The sequence below is a fragment of the Pseudalkalibacillus sp. Hm43 genome (assembly GCF_051842935.1).
Classification (GTDB): domain Bacteria; phylum Bacillota; class Bacilli; order Bacillales; family Fictibacillaceae; genus Pseudalkalibacillus.
The window spans coordinates 170,170-191,474 of sequence record NZ_JBPXRR010000002.1 but is presented as its reverse complement, the minus strand read 5'-3'; the positions used below and the strand labels follow the sequence as shown (position 1 = coordinate 191,474).

Here is a 21,305-nt window from a genome sequence, read left to right as displayed (position 1 = left end):
GTAAGAAAGTGGGGGAGAGCCATTGGAGATCGATAAGTTGGTGCGTCGAGCACAAAGAGGGGATAAAGAAGCACTGTTACAGTTGGTGTTTGCCAGAAAAGATGAGTATTATCGGCTTGCCTATAGCTACTTAAGACATGAAGAAGACGCCATGGATGCGTTAGAGGACATGATCGTCATCCTTTATGAAAAAATCAACAAACTGAAAAAACGAGCATCCTTTTATAGCTGGAGCAAAACGATTCTCGTCAACCAGTGTCACGATACATTAAGGAAACGGAAAAAGGTAACGGTCATGGAAAATACGCCCGAATCATTCCTAAATAAAGAAGGAGACACTGCCATCTACAAGTTGGACGTGAAAACCCACTTAGAACGTTTGAATCACGACCAGAAGGAAGCGATTCAGTTAAGATACTGGCTGGATTATGATTATGAAACCATTGCGCAGATCACGAAAGTCCCTCTTGGCACGGTCAAATCCAGGATTTCAACCGGTCTCAAGAAGCTGAAAGAATTATTGGGAGGTGAATACCTATGAAGGAAATTGAAAAGAAACTGAAAGAAGATGGAGAAGAAATGCGCTCCTTGAAAGCGCCAGATTCTTTTGAAACACGTCTTCGTCAGAAGTTGAACGAGACACCACCAAAACGGAACAATCAATGGAAAAAAGGTTTCCTTCTTGCTGCTTCATTCATCTTTGTATTCTTTTTCACCTACCAATTCGATACGATTGCTTATTACGGAAAGAAAATTCTTGGGTATGATGAGATCCTCACTGACTCACTGAGCGAGCTAAACGAACAAGGGAAAGGGCAGGTCATCGGAAAAAGTGCGGAACTTCTGAACGGAGGAAAGGTCACGCTCGATGGCTTGATGCTGGATGATAATCAACTGATTCTCTTCTACACGCTTTATGACCTTAATAAAAATGCTGATGAGCTCTACTCCAGCACAAGGGCTACGATAGACGGTTTCCTTGTTGAGACCAGAGAAACTTCGGGCACAGCCATGACAAGCGAGGACAATACAACCGTGACAATTACCCAATCGTATAAGCCTCCGAATCCGTTTGCGAAAGAATTGACTTTTCATTTACACATGGATAATCAACCTGGGACTACTGTGGAGATTCCTTTTGAAATTGATCGTTCGAAAGCGATGATGACGAAGTATAAGCAGAAGATCAACGAGACCATCGAGACAGACAGTGCAGACTTCGTTTTTAAGGATTTGGTGGCAACACCTACCCAAACTGTCTTGACTGGAAAAATTCACGTAAAAGACGAAGAGGCATGGAACAGTGGGATGATCTCCGATGGATTTGAAGTCCGCCTTAAAGCCGATGGAAACACTATACGGAAGCAAGGACAAGGGACTTCTTCAGGGTTGCTCGGTTATACATTCAACGTTGAGTTCGACCCATTAAGTGATGTGGAAGAGTTGTTGATTTATCTCGATGGTGCTTTGACTACCTATTCTTCCGATACGAAGATTCCGGTAAAACCAGGCTCATATCAGATAGGAAATCAAAAAGTGTCTGTTAATCAGAGTAAAGAAGTGGACGGAAAAACCGAAATTACTCTAACCGCAGATGAGAGTTTCAGTGTACTGGAAGCAGAACTAGTCGGGGATGAACGCTCGATTTCATTAGAATCAGTCGATGCGCCATCCTATCAAGAGACAGAAGATGGTTTGCTCAAAGTTTTAAAACTTCGTTTTGATGGTGTTCTGCAAGGGGACTCGTCCCTGCACATTACAGAGTATGAAGCTATTGAACCGTTGGAAGACTCAATCACAGTGCCGCTTAAGTGAGTATGAAAGGGAACTTTTCTTGGATTGATTCGTAATAAGTACAAACAGAATGTCAGGAGCGATTTCATGCATGCTACTGTAAATTCAATCGAAAAGCTACTAGTTGAAGACGAACAGATCTTATTGACGATTCGTTGTTCCATCAACGTCTACCATTACAGCAAGGTACCACGTCCGGGATTGCTCGCAGCAACTACTTTACGCCTTATCTTTATCAGTGATGCAAATGTGGAAGGCGGCGAGTACACAGAACTCTTCCCCTATCAGGATGTACACACATTCAAACTAGAAAGACGCCTATTTACTAAGCGGTATTATCTGAAGGTGGAAGGGGATCAATTCACCTTTACACAAATCATGGATGAAGAACCCGACAAGTTCGCCACAACCGTCAACAACCGACTCTAAAACAAAATGAAGTGCCTGGCACCGATCACAAACTCAGTTGTATCAACGAGTCGAAATCGGTGCCAGGCACTTTTTTCAATTCCTTGTGGCGCAAGGGGTAAATTGTCGTACCTGGCACTCACACTTTTATGTGCTTAAACTGGTTCACATCGAAGAGTCCGAGGTCTGTCAGTTTCAAGGCTGGAATGACGGGCAGTGTCAGGAAGGATAGGGTCAGGAATGGATTGAATCCACCTTCAAATCCAACATCCACGAGTGATTGCTTCAATTGTTGGAGACCGGTAGCCATCGAACGATATCCTTCACCCGACATCAAGCCTGAAATTGGCAAAGAGAGCGATGCCACCACATCACCATCTTTAACCACGACAAGCCCGCCTCTTATCTCCTGTAGAGCTTGAATCGCTCTAAGGATATCTCCGTCGTTCGTTCCCGTTGCAACAATGTTATGGGAGTCATGTGCAATGGTGGTCGCGATTGCGCCACTCTTCAATCCAAATCCTTTTACGATTCCTAATCCCACATTCCCTGTGTTCTTATGTCGTTCTACGACCACCAACTTTTGCTGATCTTTTTCCAGAGAAGATGTAAACTGTCCATCCTCAATTTCAACCGACTCCTGAAGGTGGGTGGTGTTCAATTGATTCGGAATGATTCCAATGATATTCGCAGTACCATCATCCCGAATAGGGATCTGCAGGTCGGCTTCATCTAAACTTGGAATCCTCACTGTGTTTTGCAGCTCAGAACTTGGCTCTGCTTTTTCCTGTAGATCTCCAACATACTCTCCATCACGTGCTACCAGCTGCCCTGACTTATAGACTTCTTTTATCGTGATAGAATCCAGATCATCCAATAGTAAAAAGTCTGCTTCATATCCTGGCGCTATCGCACCTTTCTGCTTCAATCCGTAACATTCGGCGGCGTTCAGTGAGGCCATCTGGATCGCCATCAGCGGATCCAACCCACACTCAATTGCTAAACGAACGTTATGGTCGATGCTACCTTCCACCATGAGATCGTCCAGGTGCTTATCATCCGTACAAAAGAGACAACGGCGGGCATTGTTCGGAGTCACGACAGGAATTAGTGACTTCAGGTCTTTTGCAACCGATCCTTCACGGATCAACAGATACATCCCGCGCCGTAACCTTTCTATTGCATCCTCGACTGTATTGCATTCATGATCCGTTCCAATCCCGGCAGCCTTATAGACATTGATGGCGTCCGTATCCAGACCGGCTAAGTGACCATCCATTTGGCCCGTGTGCTGAGAGGTCATTACAAGCTTATCGACCATCGTATCAGCGCCAGAGCGTAACGCTGGATAGTCCATCACCTCGGCCAAACCGAGCACCCTTTTATGATTGTAAAAAGGCTCCAGATCATTCGCCGACAATTTTGCTCCTGAATTCTCAACAGACGTTGCAGGGACACAGGAAGGAAGCATGAAATAGACGTCCAGGGGAAGACCCTCGGAGTTCTCCAGCATAAAGCGGATACCCTCTTCACCTGAGACATTGGCGATCTCATGCGGATCTGTGATGACAGTCGTAACACCATGGGGAAGGACGACTTTGCTGAATTCAGCCGGTGTCACCATGGACGACTCGATATGTACATGACCATCAATAAACGAAGGACAAACATAACGGTTTTCCGCATCAATGATCTGTTTGCCCTCGTACGACCCGATGCCGACGAACATACCGTCAGCGATTGCAATATCCCCTTTAATGACTTCAAGGTTGAAGACATCTATGATCCTTCCATTTTTAATAACTGTATCTGCAGGCATTTGCCCACTTGCAACGGCAATCCGTTTTTTCAATTGATCTCTATTCTGTTTCATAATGACCCCTCCCAGAAAAATAAAAACCCTAGATACCTAGGGTTTGACATAGAGAAGGAGGATCGCAGACTATTTACGCACAGGACTCCGACCTTCATTCTCGTAGTCAAACCATTTACGGTAGTTTGGTAGAAACTTTTGGACCATATTTCCAATATTATACGAGCGGGTTTATATTATTTTGCATTAAAAAATATTAAGACACATTTTATACGCCGATGAAGACCGTGTCAACGGAAAGTTAAAAAGAAGGACTGTGAAGTTTTTTCTAGAACCCTGTAGATTAGAGTGATGCGAAAAAGTACGGGAGGGATTTTGTGCTCGGAGTGAATAAAGGAGAGGTCGTTTTAGCATCGCACGATTCAGATTGGAAAGCGTTATTTTTAAAAGAAAAAGAACTGCTCGATTCCATCATAGGAGAACATACCACTGACATTCAGCATATGGGGAGCACTGCCATCAATGGCATAGAAGCAAAGCCGATCATCGATATTCTTGTTGGTGTAGAATCTATGAGTGATGTAGAAAAGTTTGATGAGGACAAGCTGAAAGAAAACGGCTACTACCGTTTGAAAAAGGTCATTCTAGAGGGGAAGGTGGTTTTCGCGAAGTTCTCAAGTCTCGAGAATCTCACCAAAACCCACATCCTCCACGTTGTTGAACACAATGGGAGCTGGTGGCAGGAGCATACCTTTTTCCGAGATTACTTGAACGAGAACCCAGAGACAGCCAAAGAATACGAGATACATAAACAACAGCTTGCACAACAGTACCCGACAAACGAAAAAGCTTATACTGATGGAAAGAAAGTGTTCGTGGATCAGATCTTAAATAGGAAAAACGCTCTGGATTGAATCCAGGGCGTTTTATACTTCCTTCACCACAACGTCGTGCAATTCTCCATTCACATAGACGAGGAAAGCCCATTTCCCTTCTTTCGATACACGTACATTCGAAGGTCGATGAACATCAGCACCGTTATTCGGCCCAGCTAGTTCCAACGACCAGTAGGTCTCTTTCGAAGGATTCGTCAGTACTTTCTCAACGGATTTTGTATCTTTATGTACACCGACCACTGTCATTTCTTCACCTGGTGATACATCCCACAAGTGCCACATCCATTTCTGACCTTCCAAAACGGGCATATCAGCACCAATGATCCCAGTCTTACCCTCATTTCCAATCATGCCCCGGTCTCCGAATTCACTTGCTGTTCGGTCCCAGTCGATTGCTTCAATATCTTCCACTTTTACAAAGTCAGGAGCATCTTCTGGTAAAACGACCTTCTTCTCCATCGTTTCCTCCGCCGTACAGCCGACCATCAAAAGAACCAACGCCGAAACAACTATCTGCCAACTCATGCGCATCAACCCAACACCTCCATGCCATGTGTTGCCCACATTTTACCATACTGAGCCGAGGATTAATGTATTCGGATTAAGGGAATGAACCCTATACGAAGTTAAAGGAGGAGATCATTCTTGCAACTACATACTGTCGTACTCAATTGTTCTTTGAAGAAAAGCGATGAAACGTCCCACACTCAAGCCTTGATCGATGAATCCCTGAAGATCTTCAAGGATCACGATGTGACCTACGATATTGTCCGGCTGGCGGATTACAACATCGGCTACGGCATCACCGACAACACGGGCGAAGGGGATGACTGGCCTGAAATCTATGAAAAAGTGAAAGCAGCCGACATCCTGATCATCGGAACGCCGCTCTGGTTAGGTGAAAAGAGCAGTATCGCGGCACACGCAATCGAACGCCTTTACGGCGCAAGCAATCATACGAATGAAAAAGGACAAGCGGTTTACTACAACAAAGTCGGAGGCGTCGTCATCACCGGAAACGAAGACGGTGCGAAGAACGCCGCCCGCTCGATTTTATATGCGTTATCTCACATCGGTTTCACGATACCACCGAACGTGGATACCTATTGGGTTGGAGAAGCGGGTCCTGGTCCGTCTTATATGGAAGCAGGACGCGATAACGACTTTACACAAAACAATGTCAAAACGATGACCCATAATCTTATGCACATGGCACGCATCCTGAAAGAAAACCCGATCCCAGCTGAAGGGAATGTGATGGCGTAAACCATATTGCCAAAACTGGAACAATCTAGTAAACTGAGGTTAATCTATTTGGAAGAAAGGATTTCAGGTTACCTGTATGCCAACAACTACTTTGTAATGGAACACATTTTGGATATAGACGCTTACCGAAGCAGCTTTTTTGAAGGCGTGCTGAACGGGAGCGGTCTGTCTCAAACCCATTACAAAGGAACGTAACCGAAATCTGCAGCATGTACAGATTCTGAGGTTCCCTTATTCGGGGAACCTTTTTATATTGCTCAAAAAACTTCATACTGCAAGGTGTCCAAATAGAAGCGTTACGTTTCCTTACATCTAAAACGAGGTGAAGGAAATGCAGAACGTACAAATGACATGGTCTCTTCAAGAGGCACAAGATATGACGATTGAAAAACATTGCAGCAACTGTGGAAAGACAGTCCAGTTCACGGACACGATGATCCGCCGCCATAACGCGAATGGAAAGAACATCTACCGGTTCGCCATCTATAAATGTGAAAAGAACCATACATGGAACAAGAAGCTGGAGATCTACCAGGCCTATACCGGCCACGCAAGAGTGGTGGAAGAGGAGAAAGAAGCAACCAACGAAGTATGTAAGATCCCTATTGAAGAATATGCGGATAAAGGGATTGAACAAGTCCAGATAGAGTTATCTGAAGTCGAAGGAAACTTCCGAATCGATAAAACGATTGCCAAACAAATCGATGAATGGAGCCGTACGGAAATCAACAAACGCATCCAGGAAGGAACGATCCAGATCAACAACCGACCAATCAAACCCTCGACTAAGTTAAAAACCACAGACCAAATCTTGATTATGCTATAACGTAAACAAGCCCTGAGCGGTCAACGCTTCGGGCTTGCTTTTTTTATCGTTTTTACGAGCCCACCCCATTAACCACTTCACAATTCCACCTCAAATCTTTTCAAAAAAATCATTACAGGGGTAAGGTTATATACCCAATATAATTGTAAATGAGAAAACGTATTCCACGCAGTTCTAGTTCTAGGCACTATGACCCTTTGTTTCTATTAACTAGAATAGCCTTTACACCCAGATTACTTGAAAAAAATCTTATAAATTACAAATAAATCCATTAAATGGTTCTTTGTTCTCATTCGATAGTGGTTCTTAGGGTCGATATTAAAATTGAAAAAATGACAAGGAGGGATATAATGTGTTCAATTTTAAACAGTTGTACAGTAAAAGAGTATTACTTTATGCAGTAATTTGTAATTTGATTTTCTTTACTGTGTTTCCATCTATGGGACAAGCTCAACAGCAAAACATGACTGAAGGGATGACAGCATCTGTATCAGCTTCAGATAGTGAAGCAGTTGAACAGGTGATTACACAGGCAGAAAGCTGGTTGATCGAGAACCAAAACGAAGAAGGTAATTGGGGTACTGCTCCTGCCGAAAAAATAAGGAACACCTCTGAAATTGCAAAATACCTTCAATCCTATTCAATCGACGAAGGAGCACTAACAAAAGCATCAGCCTGGCTAGAAAGTCAGGAATATCCTAACAACGATTTCATGGTGAGAACTCTCCCGTTTATTAAAGATAGTGAATCTCGCCAGAACTCAATTCGCAAACTCCTAAACTCACAAAATCCTGATGGGGGTTGGGGAGCTGCGGAAGGATATGAAAGTGATGTTTTTGACACAGTTTTAGTACTTAATGAACTCATCAACAACATAGAAGGTAATGATGCTTCAATTCAGAAAGCAATTACCTACCTCTTGAATGAACAACTTGAAGATGGCAGCTGGGCTTTCAATCAAAAAGGACCAGGCAATGCCATCGTCACCTCACGAACCATTCTACTTCTTAATGATTATCTCGTAACCAGCGGTTCAACCTCGAAAGAAATCTTAGCCTCTCTCAAGCATGCTGGTGATTATCTTCTTTCTTTGCAACAAGAAGATCAGACTATGGGAATGGAAGGTGTCGCTTTCCAACGGACCCTGACAGCCTATCAGGCTATTTTACAAACCGATGGCCTTCAGCCAGTGAATCGGGTGCATGAAAAGGTCCTTTCCGTTCAAAAAGAAAACGGGAGTTGGGAAGACGATCCGTATCTGACCTTGTTAGCACTGCAATCTTTGAAATCTTACCTTGAAGCTACAAGTGTATCCATTTCAGATATCGAACTATATAAGATTTCAGAAACAGATAAGATTCCAGCCACCGAATTCTCTGCTTATGAAACCATGCTGATCAAACCAAATTACGATTCCGCCTCCGGGAATGTACAAGTTCTTGCATTTATTGAAACACCTGGTGGAGACATTGAAGCGGTCAATGTGGAAGAGGAATTGCGTTGGGAAGTCAGAGATCACGCACCTGGGGAGTATAAGGTAATCGTACAAATCAAGGATAAACAAACTGGGAAGATTGCCGCAACGAGTAAAAAGCCAATTACAGTCCTACCGACATTCAAAATCGAAAACGCAACGATTCAGTTGTCTCCTGAAAATACGACAGTCGGTAAGCCTGAAGACGTGAATGTCCAAGTCTCACTCCTTCAATCCAGCAATATTGATGGAGAAGTTCGCCAAAGGGTAGAAGTTTATGATCCAGCAGGTGAGCTGATTGCTTCAGAAGAGAAGAACATCATCTGCAAAGTGGATAAGCCAATCGTAAATACGAACATGCTGGTGTTCCAGCCAAACGTAGAGGAAGCTGCCAAATATACCATCAAGACATTCATCTATGAAAAAGACCAGCTTATCGTAGAAACGACAAAGGAATTCGAAGTCCAGCCACCACCACCGCCAACAAGAGTGGAAGCGGAACAATTCTTGGATAAAAAATTTGTGACACCTGGTTCTGACAACATCACCGCATCTTACATACTTAAAGGACTTGGCTCACCTGATCAGCCAGAACGTACACCTATAGATATGACATTTGTAATGGACGTATCTGGAAGTATGTCTGGATCTGTTACACAAACAAAGAAAGCTGCAAAAAAGATGGTGGAATTGATTCAATCTGAAGATCGTGGCGCTGTCATCTTCTTTAATTATTGGGCGTCCTTAATTCAGAATTTCACGTCAGATAAGGAATTGTTAAAGACAGCAATCAATCGTGCCTATGCTTCCGGCGGAACATCGATCCATTCCGGTATAAGCAAGGCAAGAAGTCTTTACAATGATGAAAGCAACCCTGATCGTGAAAAAGTCATCGTTCTGCTTTCAGACGGAGAATCGTCGCGTTATTACGCAATAAGAGAAGCAGAAAGAGCCGCAGAAGCAGGGATTACCATCCATACAATCGGCCTGGGTTCAGGAGTCGATCAATATCTCATGGAGACGATCGCAACTGCGACAGGAGGAACCTATCGTTATAGCCCGACTCCAGAAGAACTGGAACAAATGATGGATGAAATAGGGGGAGAAATCTTCAACCTGGCAGGGAAAAATGTGACCCTGTCCACCACTCTGCCAAGTTCTATTTCGATTGATTCAGCAGAATCCAGTCCAGTACCGACCAGAGTCTTGGACAACGAAAATGGAACGACGACGGTTGAATGGGATTACAGCCTCATTGTCATGAACCAAATCGAACAGATTTCACTAGCTATGAATGGCCAATCATTTGTACCGGGTGAAACCGTTGATGTGACGAAGAATACACATCTGGATTATACGGACTCAAGCGGTGAGCAGAAGAATATACCGTTAGAGAATCTTCAAGTCAGCGTGACGGATTCTTTAGAGACGACCATACAACTTGATCAAACGACCTACACCGCGAATGAAGATATTCAAATCGGTATAGAAGTCCAAAACAATACCGAAGAAGAAAGACAATTGACTGCAACAGTCGACATTGTCGATGAGGACGGGTCTTTTGTTGAACATGCTGGTATGTATGCCATCGATGCTCTTGAAGCAAAAGGAACCTCTACCTATGAAATGACCTGGAATACAGGAACGACTTATACAGGAAATTACGGGGTCAAGGTGACGTTGAAAGATGAAGGAATCATTGTCAGTGAAACGACGACACAATTTTCTATTGTTCCTTTCGGAGGATTAAAGGTAACAACTACAACGGATAAAGCTGAATATCCATCTGGAGAAGATGTAATCATAACCAATCGCCTCCATAATGAATCGATCAACAAAAATTTCGATGATTTCATCGTCCGGACTACCATTGTGAACGCTGATCAAGAAATCCTGTTTGAAAAGGAACAGCAGATCCCGTTCATCAATGCACAACAAACGTTAGACCGATCATTTTCTTGGGATAACGGACAGGCAGTGCCAGGCGTCTATACAGTCAAGACAGAGGTTTGGGATGGATCGGAATTCCAGACATCTAATGAGATAACGTTTGAAATTCTCTCTTCGGCATCAACCGGACGAGGATTGATCGGACAGATAGAGATTGAAAAATCAAACCTTATCATCGGTCAGCAAGCTGAGATCACGTATTCGCTTGAAAATGACGGCAACAGCAAGATTGAAAATATAAATGCAGAAGTATTGATCGTTGATCCAATCACAGAAGAAGTCATTCATACATTCGATGAAAAAGTCAGCCTAGATGTGAGTGGCAAGCACTCAGGAGCCTATTCGTACGAGACTGCCGGATTACCGTTAGGGAGCTATCTTGTCGTTCTGCGTACACAGCTTGAAAACGGACAGCTCATACCGATCGGAAGCAATTCCTTTACAGTACGAAGTCCGATTCATGTTGAAAAACAAATCAAAGAAGGCTCACGTATCCTTGTTTGGACAGAGAATGCAGATGAAAACAGTTGGATCCAGCCACTCTTGAAAGAAAAAGCGGATTATTCGAAGGTCGTATCCAATAAAGATGATTTCATCAAAGAGCTTCGTTCAAGCAAATACAACGTGTACTTGATTACAGATATTCAACAGCCATTGACTGGTCTATCCGATCAAGAGCTGTTAGCAAAGGTCCATAACGGTCATCAGTTGATCGTCACAAATAATGCCAACCTGGCTGATTTGAAGGTCTCAGATGTATTTGGAGCAAAGCTGAACGGAAGCTTTAATGCGAACGGAAAAGCAGTTACTTCCAATCTATATGCAGACATGAAAGGAACGTATACAGGCAAAGGGCAACGGTACGATTTGACGACTGCTGAAGTGTGGGCTGAACTGAACGATGGAAACTCAAAACCTGTCGTCATCGCCAATGAATATGGAAAGGGTACTGCTGTCCATATTGGTTTGGATGTACGTCAGCTTGAAGGCATCGCACCTGAAACATTAGTCGGTAAGATCGTCGAAAAAGTAACTCCGAAAAGATCCACTCCTGCACCAGGTGACGGGCAATTGATAGAAGTGAGCGTAAAGGCGCTGACGGGACCAATCGACGCCAAGATTACGGAGCAAATTCCAGCTGGGGTTACTGTAATCGATCCGATTGATTTTACGTTACAAAATGACACTTTGATTTGGAGAAAGACATTGGAACAGGATGAAGAAGCCGTTCTGCGATATATGATTTCGACGCCTTCTGAAGCTGGAACGTATTCATTCATCACAGAAAACGGTTATTGGGAGCAAGGTGACTATCATGCCCTTCAAAATGAGGAGATTTTCATTCAAGTGGAAGATAGTGCACAGACACTACTTCAAACTGCTATCCAAAACATTGAAAGCTCTAAATCAAAGGGTGTTCTGAAAACATTAGCGGAGCAGTTAAAACAGTATGAATCCAACCCACCTACCTCCGTAACTGAGCTGGAAAATGCCATTGCTGAAATCATCAAAGGATTGCAAAAGGCAGACCAGGATCAAATGCGTTGGAGCCTGGAGAATGTGATGAGCCTTTTCCAAGCCCAATGGTATATGGGAGGTAGAGAGTAACCATGAAGAAATCATATAAAAGATGGATGAAACATATCACAATCCTGTTATTGTTCACTGTCTCCTTTTCGTTCGGGTTTCCTACCCATTATGTAGCAGAAACCCTTAAGTCGAAGGATAAGGTTCTGCAACTAGGTGCAGGATTCGATAAGGGAAAAGAGCTTCCGAAGACGGAGCTGGAGGAATTTGCAGAAGAGCTTTCCAAGTACTATGAAGACATGGACGAGCAACTCGATAAAAAGGATCTTAAAACTTTAAAATCCCTTATCAGAGACGCGAAAAAGTTGATTAAAACGTCCAGCAATGATATCGATCAAGAATTTAACAAGCACAAAGACAAAGTCAAAAACCACAAAAAAGCGATTGAACGTTTATCCGAATATGAAGCAGAGCTAAATGAGAAGATGGCCGAGCTGGATCAGCTTATGACAGGTTTGGAAACGTTAATTGACAAGAAGGGCTCTGACTTTAAGAATTTGCAGGAAACGGATGTAGAAGCAATCAGGGCTCAGCTAGCAGATATCAAAGAGCTGATGGCGCCAGAAGCCCCAGAATTTCCAATCGGGAATACACTTCCGAACAGGGATGTAAATCTTGAGGCAAAAGAGCCGTCTCTTGAAGGAGCGAGTCTAACTGCTGCTTCCATTGAAGGCGAAGCGCCAGCCAAGGAAGACCTAGCTGAAACGACGGAAACAACCTTCACGGAAGACATCCGTGAAACAGCAGATTCACTGGATTCAGCATTGGAAATCTATGAATTTGTCAGAAACAATGTGAAATTCGAGCCTTATTACGGTTCCCGAAAAGGTGCCACAGGTACGTTGCAGCAATTGAGCGGGAACGATGTAGACCAGGCGTCGATGCTGATTTCTTTATTACGTTATAAAGAAATCCCGGCACGTTATGTTAGCGGTACGGTCGAAGTCCCAATGGAAAAAGTGACGAGCTGGGTGGGGGTAGAAAATCCGAAGCATGCAGTTGAAACACTCGCATCGCTCGGTATTCCAATGGCAACCGTCATTGATCAAGGGAAAATCACTGCCGTAAGAATGGAACATACTTGGGTCGAAGCATATGTACCTTATGAGGATTACCGAGGTGCAGGTGATCGAACAGGTGAGAAGGTCTGGGTTCCACTTGATCCAAGTTTCAAGCAAAACATGTATCAAGAAGGAATCAATGTTGAAGAGATTACCGGACTGGATAAAGACGCATTGCTTGATATCACACAGAACAGCGGTGAAGAGTCAGGTGACTTGAATACCGTTACAAATGTGGATATGAATGCCATCCAAACACAAATCAATGGTGCAACAGAAAAACTTGAAGATTACATCAAAGAGAACGGTCTGGAAGAAGCCAGCATGGAAGAAGTGATCGGTGGATGGGAAATCAAGGAAGAGAAGCTCGGCATCCTTCCTCTGACGCTCCCGTACAAAACAATTGCAATCCAGGATGAATACAGCGCCGTCTCCTCTGATATGAGTGAATCCGTGAAGTTCAGCATCGGTGGAGCAAATCCGTTCGGATTCAATTTCCCTGGAGAATATGACTTCTCCTATGAAGCACGTGCAGCTGACTTGTACGGAAAGAGAATCACCTTATCATGGGTACCTGCTACAGAGGAAGATGAACAAATCATCGCTGAATATGGCGGGATTTTTAACACCCCAGTCTATATGATTAAGGTAACACCTGTCCTTAAAATGGATGGGAAAGACGTCGCTACAGGTAAGCCTGTCGGGATGGCGTATACGCAAGAGTTCGTCATGGAATTCAAGGCACCGGGAATGGTTTCAGAAAAAGTGAAGAACCCGGTAAAAGCAGGGGCATTTTACGCAGTAGGATTGAACTACGGTAAAATCGCTGCTTCAGAACTTGAACAGGTAGAAGCGAATCTTGAGCAACTGAAAGAAAATGTGACAGCTGAGACGATGTACACAGACGAAGCCATCGGAGAGATCCTGAACGGAGTCGTGAAAACGTATTTCGGACAGCTGGATACAACAAGACAATTGATCGCTGAGCAATATGAAGTATCCTCCAATCGACTTCTGACAGAAGCGATGACAGGGTATGACTTGAATGTCGGCTATCTGTTCATGAGTCCTGCTCGAGTGGCTCCTGGTGGCATGTATATCGATGTAGACCGGAATGTCGTTTCGGTCGTGAGTGAAAAAGGGGAAAAGCAGGATGAATTATCCTTTATGCTTGCCCAGGGCTCAATTGAATCGGCAATGGAACACGGCATTTATGAGCAATTCCTCGGTATTCCTTCTGTATCCACCATTAAGGTGTTGGAGGAAGCGAACAACAGAGGGATACCGATTCATACGGTGACAAAGCAAAACATTTCGGAAGTCTTACCGAAATTAAAAGTAAGCAATACAATCAAAAATGATATTTCCAATGCCGTTAATCAGGGACGGATTGTCACGATTCCTGAAGAGAACATCCAGTACTATGACTGGAGTGGAACAGGATTCATCGTCATGGATCCAGATTCAGGAGCTGCCGGTTATATGATCAGTGGCGGAACCGCAGGTGGATCAACAAGCCTTGCTGTCGACATCGCTGCGTTAGTCGCTTTGATCGATAACTTCATCATGATCATATCAGCAGCCTCACTCATCGCTTCAGGCACAATTCTAGGCGGTATACTCGGTGTGGCACTCGCAGCGCTGACCATCTATTTCATGGTCGAACTGCTTAACAATATGTATGCGTATTACATCAATGGGGATTCGTCGGCCGGTGATGCGATCATCACTGAAGCGATTCTGAGTATTGCCGGGGCCATCGGGGGCAGTGTACTAGCTAAAATATTCCCTGGTCTGAACAAAGCAGTCACAGAGCTTTATCAGAAGGTGTCTCAGAGGATTGCCAATAAACAGATCGCCGACCGTCTTGCAAACGAGTTTTCAGAGGACTTCGTTCTAGAAGTTGTAGAAAAATCTGGTACAGACAGCCTTTCCACTGCAGATACTCTAATTAAAAAGCTGCAGAATTCGAATGTCAGCAAAGAACTGATTGAGCGTGCTGGGAAAGAATACGGAACAGACGGACTTTCCGATCTTCAAAAGCTGACAGACAGAGGGCTGACAGGAAGCCAGATTACAAAGATCCTCGATGAAGGCATCCCATTAGATGATGCGGTCCGACTAGCCGACCATAACATCATGCCGGAGAATTATGCGACTCATTGGATCAACAACGGTATTGAATCAAACGCTTTTGTGAAAGCGTTAAACCAAGGGTTTACGTTGGATGAACTGGCGAAGCTGTCAGATTTAGGATTCAAACCGTCACACATTGAAGCTATTGGAATTAAGACTTCTGAAGATCTGGATAACTACCTTCAGATGTGGAAAGTAGCTTGTAACTGTTTCACAGCAGGAACCAAGATTATGACAGACGATGGTACGAAGTCGATTGAAGACATTGAAATTGGTGATTTGGTTCTAGCAAAGAATACGGATACAGGAGAAGTTGCACATAAACCTGTTACCCGGTTGTTTGAAAATCAGGTTGATGAAACGTATAAGCTGAAAATTGCTGATGAAACCATTACCACGACATCCGATCATCCATTCTGGATTGACGGTAAAGGGTGGGTGGAAACCAGTGACCTACAAGTAGGAGATCGGATTGAGACCCATACCGGAAAATACCTACCGATCAACCAAATCCATCAAATTGAAGAACCAGCAACTGTCTATAACTTTACTGTAGATGGATTCCACACGTATTATGTGTCGGACCTAGGTATACTTGTCCATAACGAAAACTGTATCGATCCATATTTCTACAAAGATAATGTTATTGGAAAAACGGTTGACGACACTACCTCTGGAACACCATCTCAAAGACTTGGTAAAAACTTGCTGGAGGCGGGAATTAAACAACCAGAAAAAATCGGAGACAAAAGCTGGCAAGCACATCATATTGTGCCAGTTGGATCAAAATATACAAAGGAAGCCAGAGATCTTTTAGCGAAATATAATATTAAGATAAATTCTGCTACTAATGGCGTTTGGCTTCCAAACATTCCAGGTTATTCGAAATACTTCGACCCGGATTGGGATGGCGGAATGTTTATAGCTACTCATAATGGAAATCATTTAAGAAGCTATTACAAGTATGTAAATGAAAGAATAATAGAAACAGTAAATAGGAACTTAGGAGGAAATGAACAGGAAATTGCTGATGCAATTGAGGATACATTACAAGTCATCAGAAAAGAACTTTTAACCTCTAAGATTCTACTACACAGCTATTAATTATAATTAATTGACATCCTCTTTTGTTTATTTATTTCAAACAAAAGAGGATGCATCATTTCGAAGGTGAGGGGTTCTGTGAAAGTATGGATGTTAACAGTTGAATTTGGTGATTATGAAGTACTTTCGTTTTCAAACGAGGAAGCTAGCGATATTTTTCGTGATAATTTTCGTGGGGAACCGATGAAACAAAATTGGACTCCAATTCAAGTTGAAAGGTATAAAGATGGAGTAGAAAGTGACTTTCCTGATGGACTCTCTATACACCCTGTTTTCAGTGAAAAAGCTGTCCGAGTGTTGAATGAATTATTAAACGAAAATGTGGAATTACTGCCTTTACTCACAGAGAGTGGGGAGAGAGAGTATTATGCCATCAATGTTATTAATGTCCTAGATTGTATTGATGAAAGGCATTCAGAAGTAGAGAGATTTAGAAATGGGAAAATTATGGAGTACACCAAATATGCCTTTCAAAAAGATGTAATAAAAGAAGAAAATATCTTCAAAATTGTTGATCACGAGAAAAAAATAATCTTCAGTACAAAGGTTTTTGTATCTGACCTTTTCAGAGAGCGAGTTCTAGAATCTGGTCTAAAGGGTTTTGATTTTATAGAAGTCTGGGATTCCGAGAAGAGTGAGAAAGAAGATGTGGTTGCCAAGCCAGTTCCAACAATGGATACCTCTCAAGAGATTTATAGTTTTGAAGAAGCAACAAATTTAGTAGAACAACAAAGTAAAGTTGTTGTAAGTGAGAGTTTGGAATGGGCTATGCGTCTAGGAGATGAAAAACAAACACAGATCGGTCATCTTCAAGAAGATGGTGACTATAAATGGATGAACCCCATCTATTACCCACCTATCTTTTTAGAGATGAAGTGGAGAACAGTGAATACTTCTAATAAACTATAGATGATTGCATCTAAGGAAACCACTTTTTACAGTGTTTCCTTTAGGAGGACTAAATTTGAAGTACCCTTTAATGGATCCACCTTTTAAAGTGATACCGTTTAAGGAAATGACAAAACAGGAAGCTCAAAGGCATTTCGATTGGTATGTGGGAAATATACAGGAAAGAATGGATCTTTTGAAAGATGCATACTCACTCACTAATAGCAATAATAAAGACATCTTAGATTATTCTCCGCAGTCCTTAATCCCTTTATGGGAGTGGTATCTATCGCAAATAGAACCCAACCAAAAGACTTCAGAAGAATTAGAAAGGGAAATGGAAAAAGTACCTGAATGGTTAAAAAATGATGTTAAAGAAAATATTTATAAGCCAACTACCGGTACTCTTATTTTAGCTATGGATATTTCAATTTATTTTTCTGAGGTATTTACACACAATTTTAACAGCATCCATTGGGGGTTTGTTTCAGAACCGAAGTCGCTTGCGCATGTGAATTCACCTGTTTTATTGGGGTTCAAAGCAAAGAAAACCCTTAATGCACGGAACCTGATCTATAATATGTTACTTAAAGCTATGAAAGGAAATTCAGATAAAGCATCTCTTTATCAATTGTTCGATAGATGGAGAGCTTATGTTTGATTCCGAAGAGCGCGATTAAAGAATTCATAGGTTATTCAGCTAAGGGAGCATTATATTGTGCTTCCTTCTTTTAAACTCCTGAGGTTGTTAGAAATGAGGTGGTTTAATGGATGTTAAAAATGGAAGGTACGCTATATACAATAGCAAGGAGTATGAGGCCGATAAGGCGAATTCTGACTATAATGACGCAAAGATAATGATATTAATTTCTTATGAAGCTGTTGACCAGAAGAATGATTTTATAGAAGTGTCACCCAATAGATATGTAAAAAGAGTATCTTTTAGTGAAATTGAAACAGCCTACTCAATCAACACAAAAGGAACTTATAAAAGATTACCAATAACCATATTAGAACAATTTGGTGATCAATATAAGATTCATCATGTTGAGAATGGCTTAGCTGCAGAGAAACTGGGATTTATAAAGATTGAACCAGGGTGGTTTGAAAAAGTTGTCCCCATTCATGATGTAGAGAACATATATGAAAAGAAGACACCTTTATGGGGATTTAAGTAAGTCTTATTTCAGGAAATAGTATGTTGCTAATGCCTCGATTTGAAGAATAACAAGTGCTGTTTGATTACGGAAGAAGGTAAGAATTATTATGCCGGGAAGGTTAAATAGAAATGGAGGCATGTATGAAAGGTGATCCATCGTTTATTAAACTCATCGATGACTGTGAAAAAACAATACTAAAGCACAATCCTTCGGGGGATCCCATCTTAACCACGATGTTGGAGTTATTAGAAAAGCTCAGAATTGCTGTCCAGGAGGAAACCCTTAATAAGAAGGTTACAACATTAGGGATTGTCAGGTATGTTGGAGAATATGATTTACCTAATGATATTGTTTCAAGCGTAGAAAAAATCCACAGTTACTATCACTCTGTTTATAAAACAAGGTGAATGGGTAGAGAAAATCAGTTCTCTTCTAAAGTGTGAAACATTGTAAAGGTAAAAACAGCCCTGAGCGATTATCGCTTAGGGCTGATGTTTTTGAGATTATTTACGAGCAAATGGCGTAACACCCGATACATGAATCCGCCGATGAAAAATCCTAGCGCATAGCTGATCGCTGTTGGAAGACCACCTTGAGCCAGTCCATACAGAAAGCCCCCGAGCGCCATCAACAACGGAACCGTAATGAATTGCATATACTTCACCTCACATGTTTGGTTACACTCCAGTATGCCCGAATATCTCCTTTTGTTTACGATGTACTTCTTGTGCTACAATCAGATAAGAATTTTACGAGCGGAAGAAGGAAAAGAAATGTCCAAAAAAGATTTACCCGTCCAAAAAAACGATATCGTGAACGTCACGTTCCAGGACCTGTCCCATGATGGCGCAGGTGTAGCGAAGGTCGACGGCTATACCCTTTTCGTACCAAGAGGCTTACCAGGGGAAGAAGCGAAAGTGAAGGTCATCAAGACGAAGAAAGGCTTCGGATTCGGAAAGCTGCTGGAAGTGACGAAGGAAAGCGAGCACCGCACGACACCGCCATGTCCGATTTACAAGCAATGTGGTGGCTGCCAGCTCCAGCATCTTACGTATGAAGGGCAGCTTGAATACAAGCGCAAACAAGTCCAGGACGTCATGGAACGGATCGGGAAGCTGAAGGACGTGAATGTACTGCCGGTCTTAGGCATGGACGACCCTTGGCGCTACCGTAACAAAGCGCAAGTCCCGGTCGGCGAGGAAGAAGGCGGACTGATCACTGGTTTCTATCAAAAAGGAAGCCACCGCATCATCGACATGAAGGAATGCCTCATCCAGCAGGAAGCGAACGACCTTGTCGTCCAGACGGTAAAAGAGATCGCCAACCACTATGGCATCCGGGCATATGACGAACGTTCCCATAAAGGAACGCTCCGTCACGTCGTCGCAAAGTACGGTCAAAACACCGGACAAATCATGGTCGTACTCGTAACGAAAGGAAAAGAACTGCCGAACAAGAAGAACATTGTGGCAGACATCATTGATCAGATCCCTAATGTGAAGTCGATCGTACAAAACATCAACCCTAAGAAAACGAACGTCATCTTCGGAGACAAAACCGAAGTCCTTTGGGGAGACGAGTACATCTACGACACGATCGGAGACATCCAATTCGCGATTTCAGCCCGTTCCTTCTACCAAGTGAACCCAACGCAAACGAAAGTACTCTATGACAAAGCACTCGAGTACGCACAGTTGGAAGGGAACGAAACGGTCATCGACGCTTATTGTGGAATAGGTACGATCTCACTGTTCCTCGCGCAAAAAGCGAACAAAGTATACGGCGTTGAAATCGTTCCAGAAGCGATTGAAGATGCAAAACGGAACGCAGAACTGAACGGAATGCAAAACGTAGAGTTTGAAGTAGGAGAAGCGGAAGCCGTCATTCCAGCCTGGTATGAAAAAGGGATTAAAGCCGACATGATCGTCGTCGATCCACCAAGAAAAGGCTGCGACGAATCCCTGCTCAACACGATTCTTGACATGAAACCAAATCGCGTCGTCTACGTTTCCTGCAACCCAGCTACACTCGCCCGTGACCTCGCCATCCTAGAAGAAGGCGGATATAAAACAGAAAAAGTTCAACCTGTTGATATGTTTCCACATACTACGCATGTGGAGTGTGTTGCATTGATTACAGTATAGATGGGGGTAGAGGAGAAAGTACTCAAATTAAAGGGTGATTATAGATGTAATCATTTTTAAAAGGATGATTTATAGAACGATAGTCATTGTAATTTTGTTTAGAGAAGTATATTATTTATTTAATAAAGGTTCCTTTAGGAATGCGGGGGAATTGTTAGTATTAGTATTTACGCTTATCGATTTTGTAGTAACATTGTTTATAACTAACTTTTCCAAGGTTCAAATCCTTAAAGGGGGAATGTATAATATGTCTAAACTCATTATTAAAAAAGTCAAAGTAGTACTTGATAATTTTGTTGTTAAGGCAATTCTCCTGACATTGGGCATATGGTTATGCTACCCGCAGCCCTAAAGGAATCTTCTTTCAAACCCCTTATTATTACTCTACGAAGTGCATGGTCTCCCTCTCAAAGCAAAACATCCATATCTCAAAGTTATTCATATATCAGTCTTTCATAACTAAACCGTTTATCCTAAGTGGAATATTTGAATTTTGGTAAAGATATATTTGATTACTTATGGATAAATGGAAGATATATTGATAATATATCGTTACTATTTTCTATAAAATAAAAAAATTGACCGAAAGACCAAATGAATAATCTGGTTTTAATATATGGAGGCTTAAGGAATTAATATCATGAGAGAAAACCTATGAAACAGTCATAGATATTTACTAAGCATCTTTCTGTTACAAGAAATGGAAAAAACAAATTGGGAAAATTCCATAACTTTTCTAAACAATCCATAACAAGAGCTTTAAGTGGTAAGAGATTTTTTGCAATATTAATTAACGTT

Annotated in this window: 17 protein-coding genes and 1 riboswitch; of the genes, 14 read left to right on the top strand and 3 right to left on the bottom strand. The window is 42.4% G+C overall.

Annotated elements, in window-relative coordinates; all coding sequences use genetic code 11:
• Window positions 1-22: 22 nt before the first annotated feature.
• The 3 genes from ACSVDE_RS17300 to ACSVDE_RS17290 all read left to right on the top strand — a co-directional run bounded on the left by ACSVDE_RS17300 (window position 23) and on the right by ACSVDE_RS17290 (window position 2,223).
• Window positions 23-541, top strand: coding sequence for an RNA polymerase sigma factor (locus ACSVDE_RS17300; RefSeq protein ID WP_439302219.1), 519 nt, complete (start codon window positions 23-25; stop codon window positions 539-541).
• Entirely contained in the window at window positions 538-1,815 is a 1,278-nt protein-coding gene (locus tag ACSVDE_RS17295) for a DUF4179 domain-containing protein (RefSeq protein WP_439302218.1), read from the top strand. The genes ACSVDE_RS17300 and ACSVDE_RS17295 overlap by 4 nt, the downstream gene beginning before the upstream one ends.
• Before the next feature lie 66 nt (window positions 1,816-1,881).
• Complete coding sequence (locus ACSVDE_RS17290; protein WP_439302217.1) at window positions 1,882-2,223, top strand: PH domain-containing protein; 342 nt, start codon at window positions 1,882-1,884, stop codon at window positions 2,221-2,223.
• Window positions 2,224-2,341: 118 nt separating this feature from the next.
• Here ACSVDE_RS17290 and ade read toward each other — a convergent pair whose 3' ends face one another.
• Entirely contained in the window at window positions 2,342-4,075 is a 1,734-nt protein-coding gene (gene ade, locus ACSVDE_RS17285) for an adenine deaminase (RefSeq protein ID WP_439302216.1), read from the bottom strand.
• Window positions 4,076-4,158: 83 nt separating this feature from the next.
• Window positions 4,159-4,260: riboswitch (purine riboswitch) on the bottom strand.
• A 132-nt stretch (window positions 4,261-4,392) separates the two neighbouring features.
• Here ade and ACSVDE_RS17280 point away from each other — a divergent pair.
• Window positions 4,393-4,929 carry a GrpB family protein gene (locus ACSVDE_RS17280; protein ID WP_439302215.1) on the top strand — a complete coding sequence of 179 codons (537 nt, stop codon included), beginning with the start codon at window positions 4,393-4,395 and terminating at the stop codon, window positions 4,927-4,929.
• Between the two features lie 12 nt (window positions 4,930-4,941).
• Here the strand turns inward: ACSVDE_RS17280 and ACSVDE_RS17275 are convergent, their stop codons facing one another.
• A complete protein-coding gene (locus tag ACSVDE_RS17275; RefSeq protein ID WP_439302214.1) occupies window positions 4,942-5,442 on the bottom strand; it encodes a hypothetical protein in 501 nt (166 codons plus the stop codon).
• A gap of 114 nt (window positions 5,443-5,556) precedes the next feature.
• Here ACSVDE_RS17275 and ACSVDE_RS17270 point away from each other — a divergent pair, with 114 nt between their 5' ends.
• The 9 genes from ACSVDE_RS17270 to ACSVDE_RS17230 all read left to right on the top strand — a co-directional run bounded on the left by ACSVDE_RS17270 (window position 5,557) and on the right by ACSVDE_RS17230 (window position 18,770).
• Entirely contained in the window at window positions 5,557-6,177 is a 621-nt protein-coding gene (locus ACSVDE_RS17270) for a flavodoxin family protein (protein WP_439302213.1), read from the top strand.
• 48 nt (window positions 6,178-6,225) lie between these two features.
• Window positions 6,226-6,372 (top strand): hypothetical protein, encoded by a 147-nt coding sequence (locus tag ACSVDE_RS17265; RefSeq protein ID WP_439302212.1) that lies wholly within the window; start codon window positions 6,226-6,228, stop codon window positions 6,370-6,372.
• Between the two features lie 136 nt (window positions 6,373-6,508).
• Window positions 6,509-7,003 (top strand): S4 domain-containing protein, encoded by a 495-nt coding sequence (locus tag ACSVDE_RS17260; RefSeq protein WP_439302211.1) that lies wholly within the window; start codon window positions 6,509-6,511, stop codon window positions 7,001-7,003.
• A 352-nt stretch (window positions 7,004-7,355) separates the two neighbouring features.
• The gene (locus ACSVDE_RS17255; protein ID WP_439302210.1) at window positions 7,356-12,035 is read left to right on the top strand and encodes a VWA domain-containing protein; all 4,680 of its coding nucleotides are present in this window, start codon (window positions 7,356-7,358) and stop codon (window positions 12,033-12,035) included.
• Between the two features lie 2 nt (window positions 12,036-12,037).
• A complete protein-coding gene (locus ACSVDE_RS17250) occupies window positions 12,038-16,315 on the top strand; it encodes a polymorphic toxin-type HINT domain-containing protein (protein WP_439302209.1) in 4,278 nt (1,425 codons plus the stop codon).
• Window positions 16,316-16,393: 78 nt separating this feature from the next.
• Window positions 16,394-17,224: an imm11 family protein gene (locus ACSVDE_RS17245; RefSeq protein WP_439302208.1), complete on the top strand. Its 831-nt coding sequence runs from the start codon at window positions 16,394-16,396 to the stop codon at window positions 17,222-17,224.
• Between the two features lie 55 nt (window positions 17,225-17,279).
• Entirely contained in the window at window positions 17,280-17,864 is a 585-nt protein-coding gene (locus tag ACSVDE_RS17240; RefSeq protein WP_439302207.1) for a hypothetical protein, read from the top strand.
• A 106-nt stretch (window positions 17,865-17,970) separates the two neighbouring features.
• A complete protein-coding gene (locus tag ACSVDE_RS17235) occupies window positions 17,971-18,381 on the top strand; it encodes a hypothetical protein (RefSeq protein ID WP_439302206.1) in 411 nt (136 codons plus the stop codon).
• Window positions 18,382-18,503: 122 nt separating this feature from the next.
• Entirely contained in the window at window positions 18,504-18,770 is a 267-nt protein-coding gene (locus tag ACSVDE_RS17230; RefSeq protein ID WP_439302205.1) for a hypothetical protein, read from the top strand.
• Between the two features lie 68 nt (window positions 18,771-18,838).
• Here the strand turns inward: ACSVDE_RS17230 and ACSVDE_RS17225 are convergent, their stop codons facing one another.
• Window positions 18,839-19,018 (bottom strand): hypothetical protein, encoded by a 180-nt coding sequence (locus ACSVDE_RS17225; protein WP_226551467.1) that lies wholly within the window; start codon window positions 19,016-19,018, stop codon window positions 18,839-18,841.
• A 118-nt stretch (window positions 19,019-19,136) separates the two neighbouring features.
• Between ACSVDE_RS17225 and rlmD the strand changes: the two genes are divergently transcribed.
• On the top strand, window positions 19,137-20,507 hold the full coding sequence (gene rlmD, locus ACSVDE_RS17220; RefSeq protein WP_439302204.1) for a 23S rRNA (uracil(1939)-C(5))-methyltransferase RlmD: 1,371 nt from the start codon (window positions 19,137-19,139) through the stop codon (window positions 20,505-20,507).
• Window positions 20,508-21,305 lie beyond the last annotated feature (798 nt).

Coding starts and splice junctions, on each gene's coding strand:
- ACSVDE_RS17295 (WP_439302218.1), top strand. CDS start 538: ATGAAGGAAATTGAAAAGAAACTGAAAGAAGATGGAGAAGAAATGCGC.
- ACSVDE_RS17290 (WP_439302217.1), top strand. CDS start 1,882: ATGCATGCTACTGTAAATTCAATCGAAAAGCTACTAGTTGAAGACGAA.
- ade (WP_439302216.1), bottom strand. CDS start 4,075: ATGAAACAGAATAGAGATCAATTGAAAAAACGGATTGCCGTTGCAAGT.
- ACSVDE_RS17275 (WP_439302214.1), bottom strand. CDS start 5,442: ATGCGCATGAGTTGGCAGATAGTTGTTTCGGCGTTGGTTCTTTTGATG.
- ACSVDE_RS17260 (WP_439302211.1), top strand. CDS start 6,509: ATGCAGAACGTACAAATGACATGGTCTCTTCAAGAGGCACAAGATATG.
- ACSVDE_RS17250 (WP_439302209.1), top strand. CDS start 12,038: ATGAAGAAATCATATAAAAGATGGATGAAACATATCACAATCCTGTTA.
- ACSVDE_RS17235 (WP_439302206.1), top strand. CDS start 17,971: ATGGATGTTAAAAATGGAAGGTACGCTATATACAATAGCAAGGAGTAT.
- ACSVDE_RS17230 (WP_439302205.1), top strand. CDS start 18,504: ATGAAAGGTGATCCATCGTTTATTAAACTCATCGATGACTGTGAAAAA.
- ACSVDE_RS17225 (WP_226551467.1), bottom strand. CDS start 19,018: ATGCAATTCATTACGGTTCCGTTGTTGATGGCGCTCGGGGGCTTTCTG.
- rlmD (WP_439302204.1), top strand. CDS start 19,137: ATGTCCAAAAAAGATTTACCCGTCCAAAAAAACGATATCGTGAACGTC.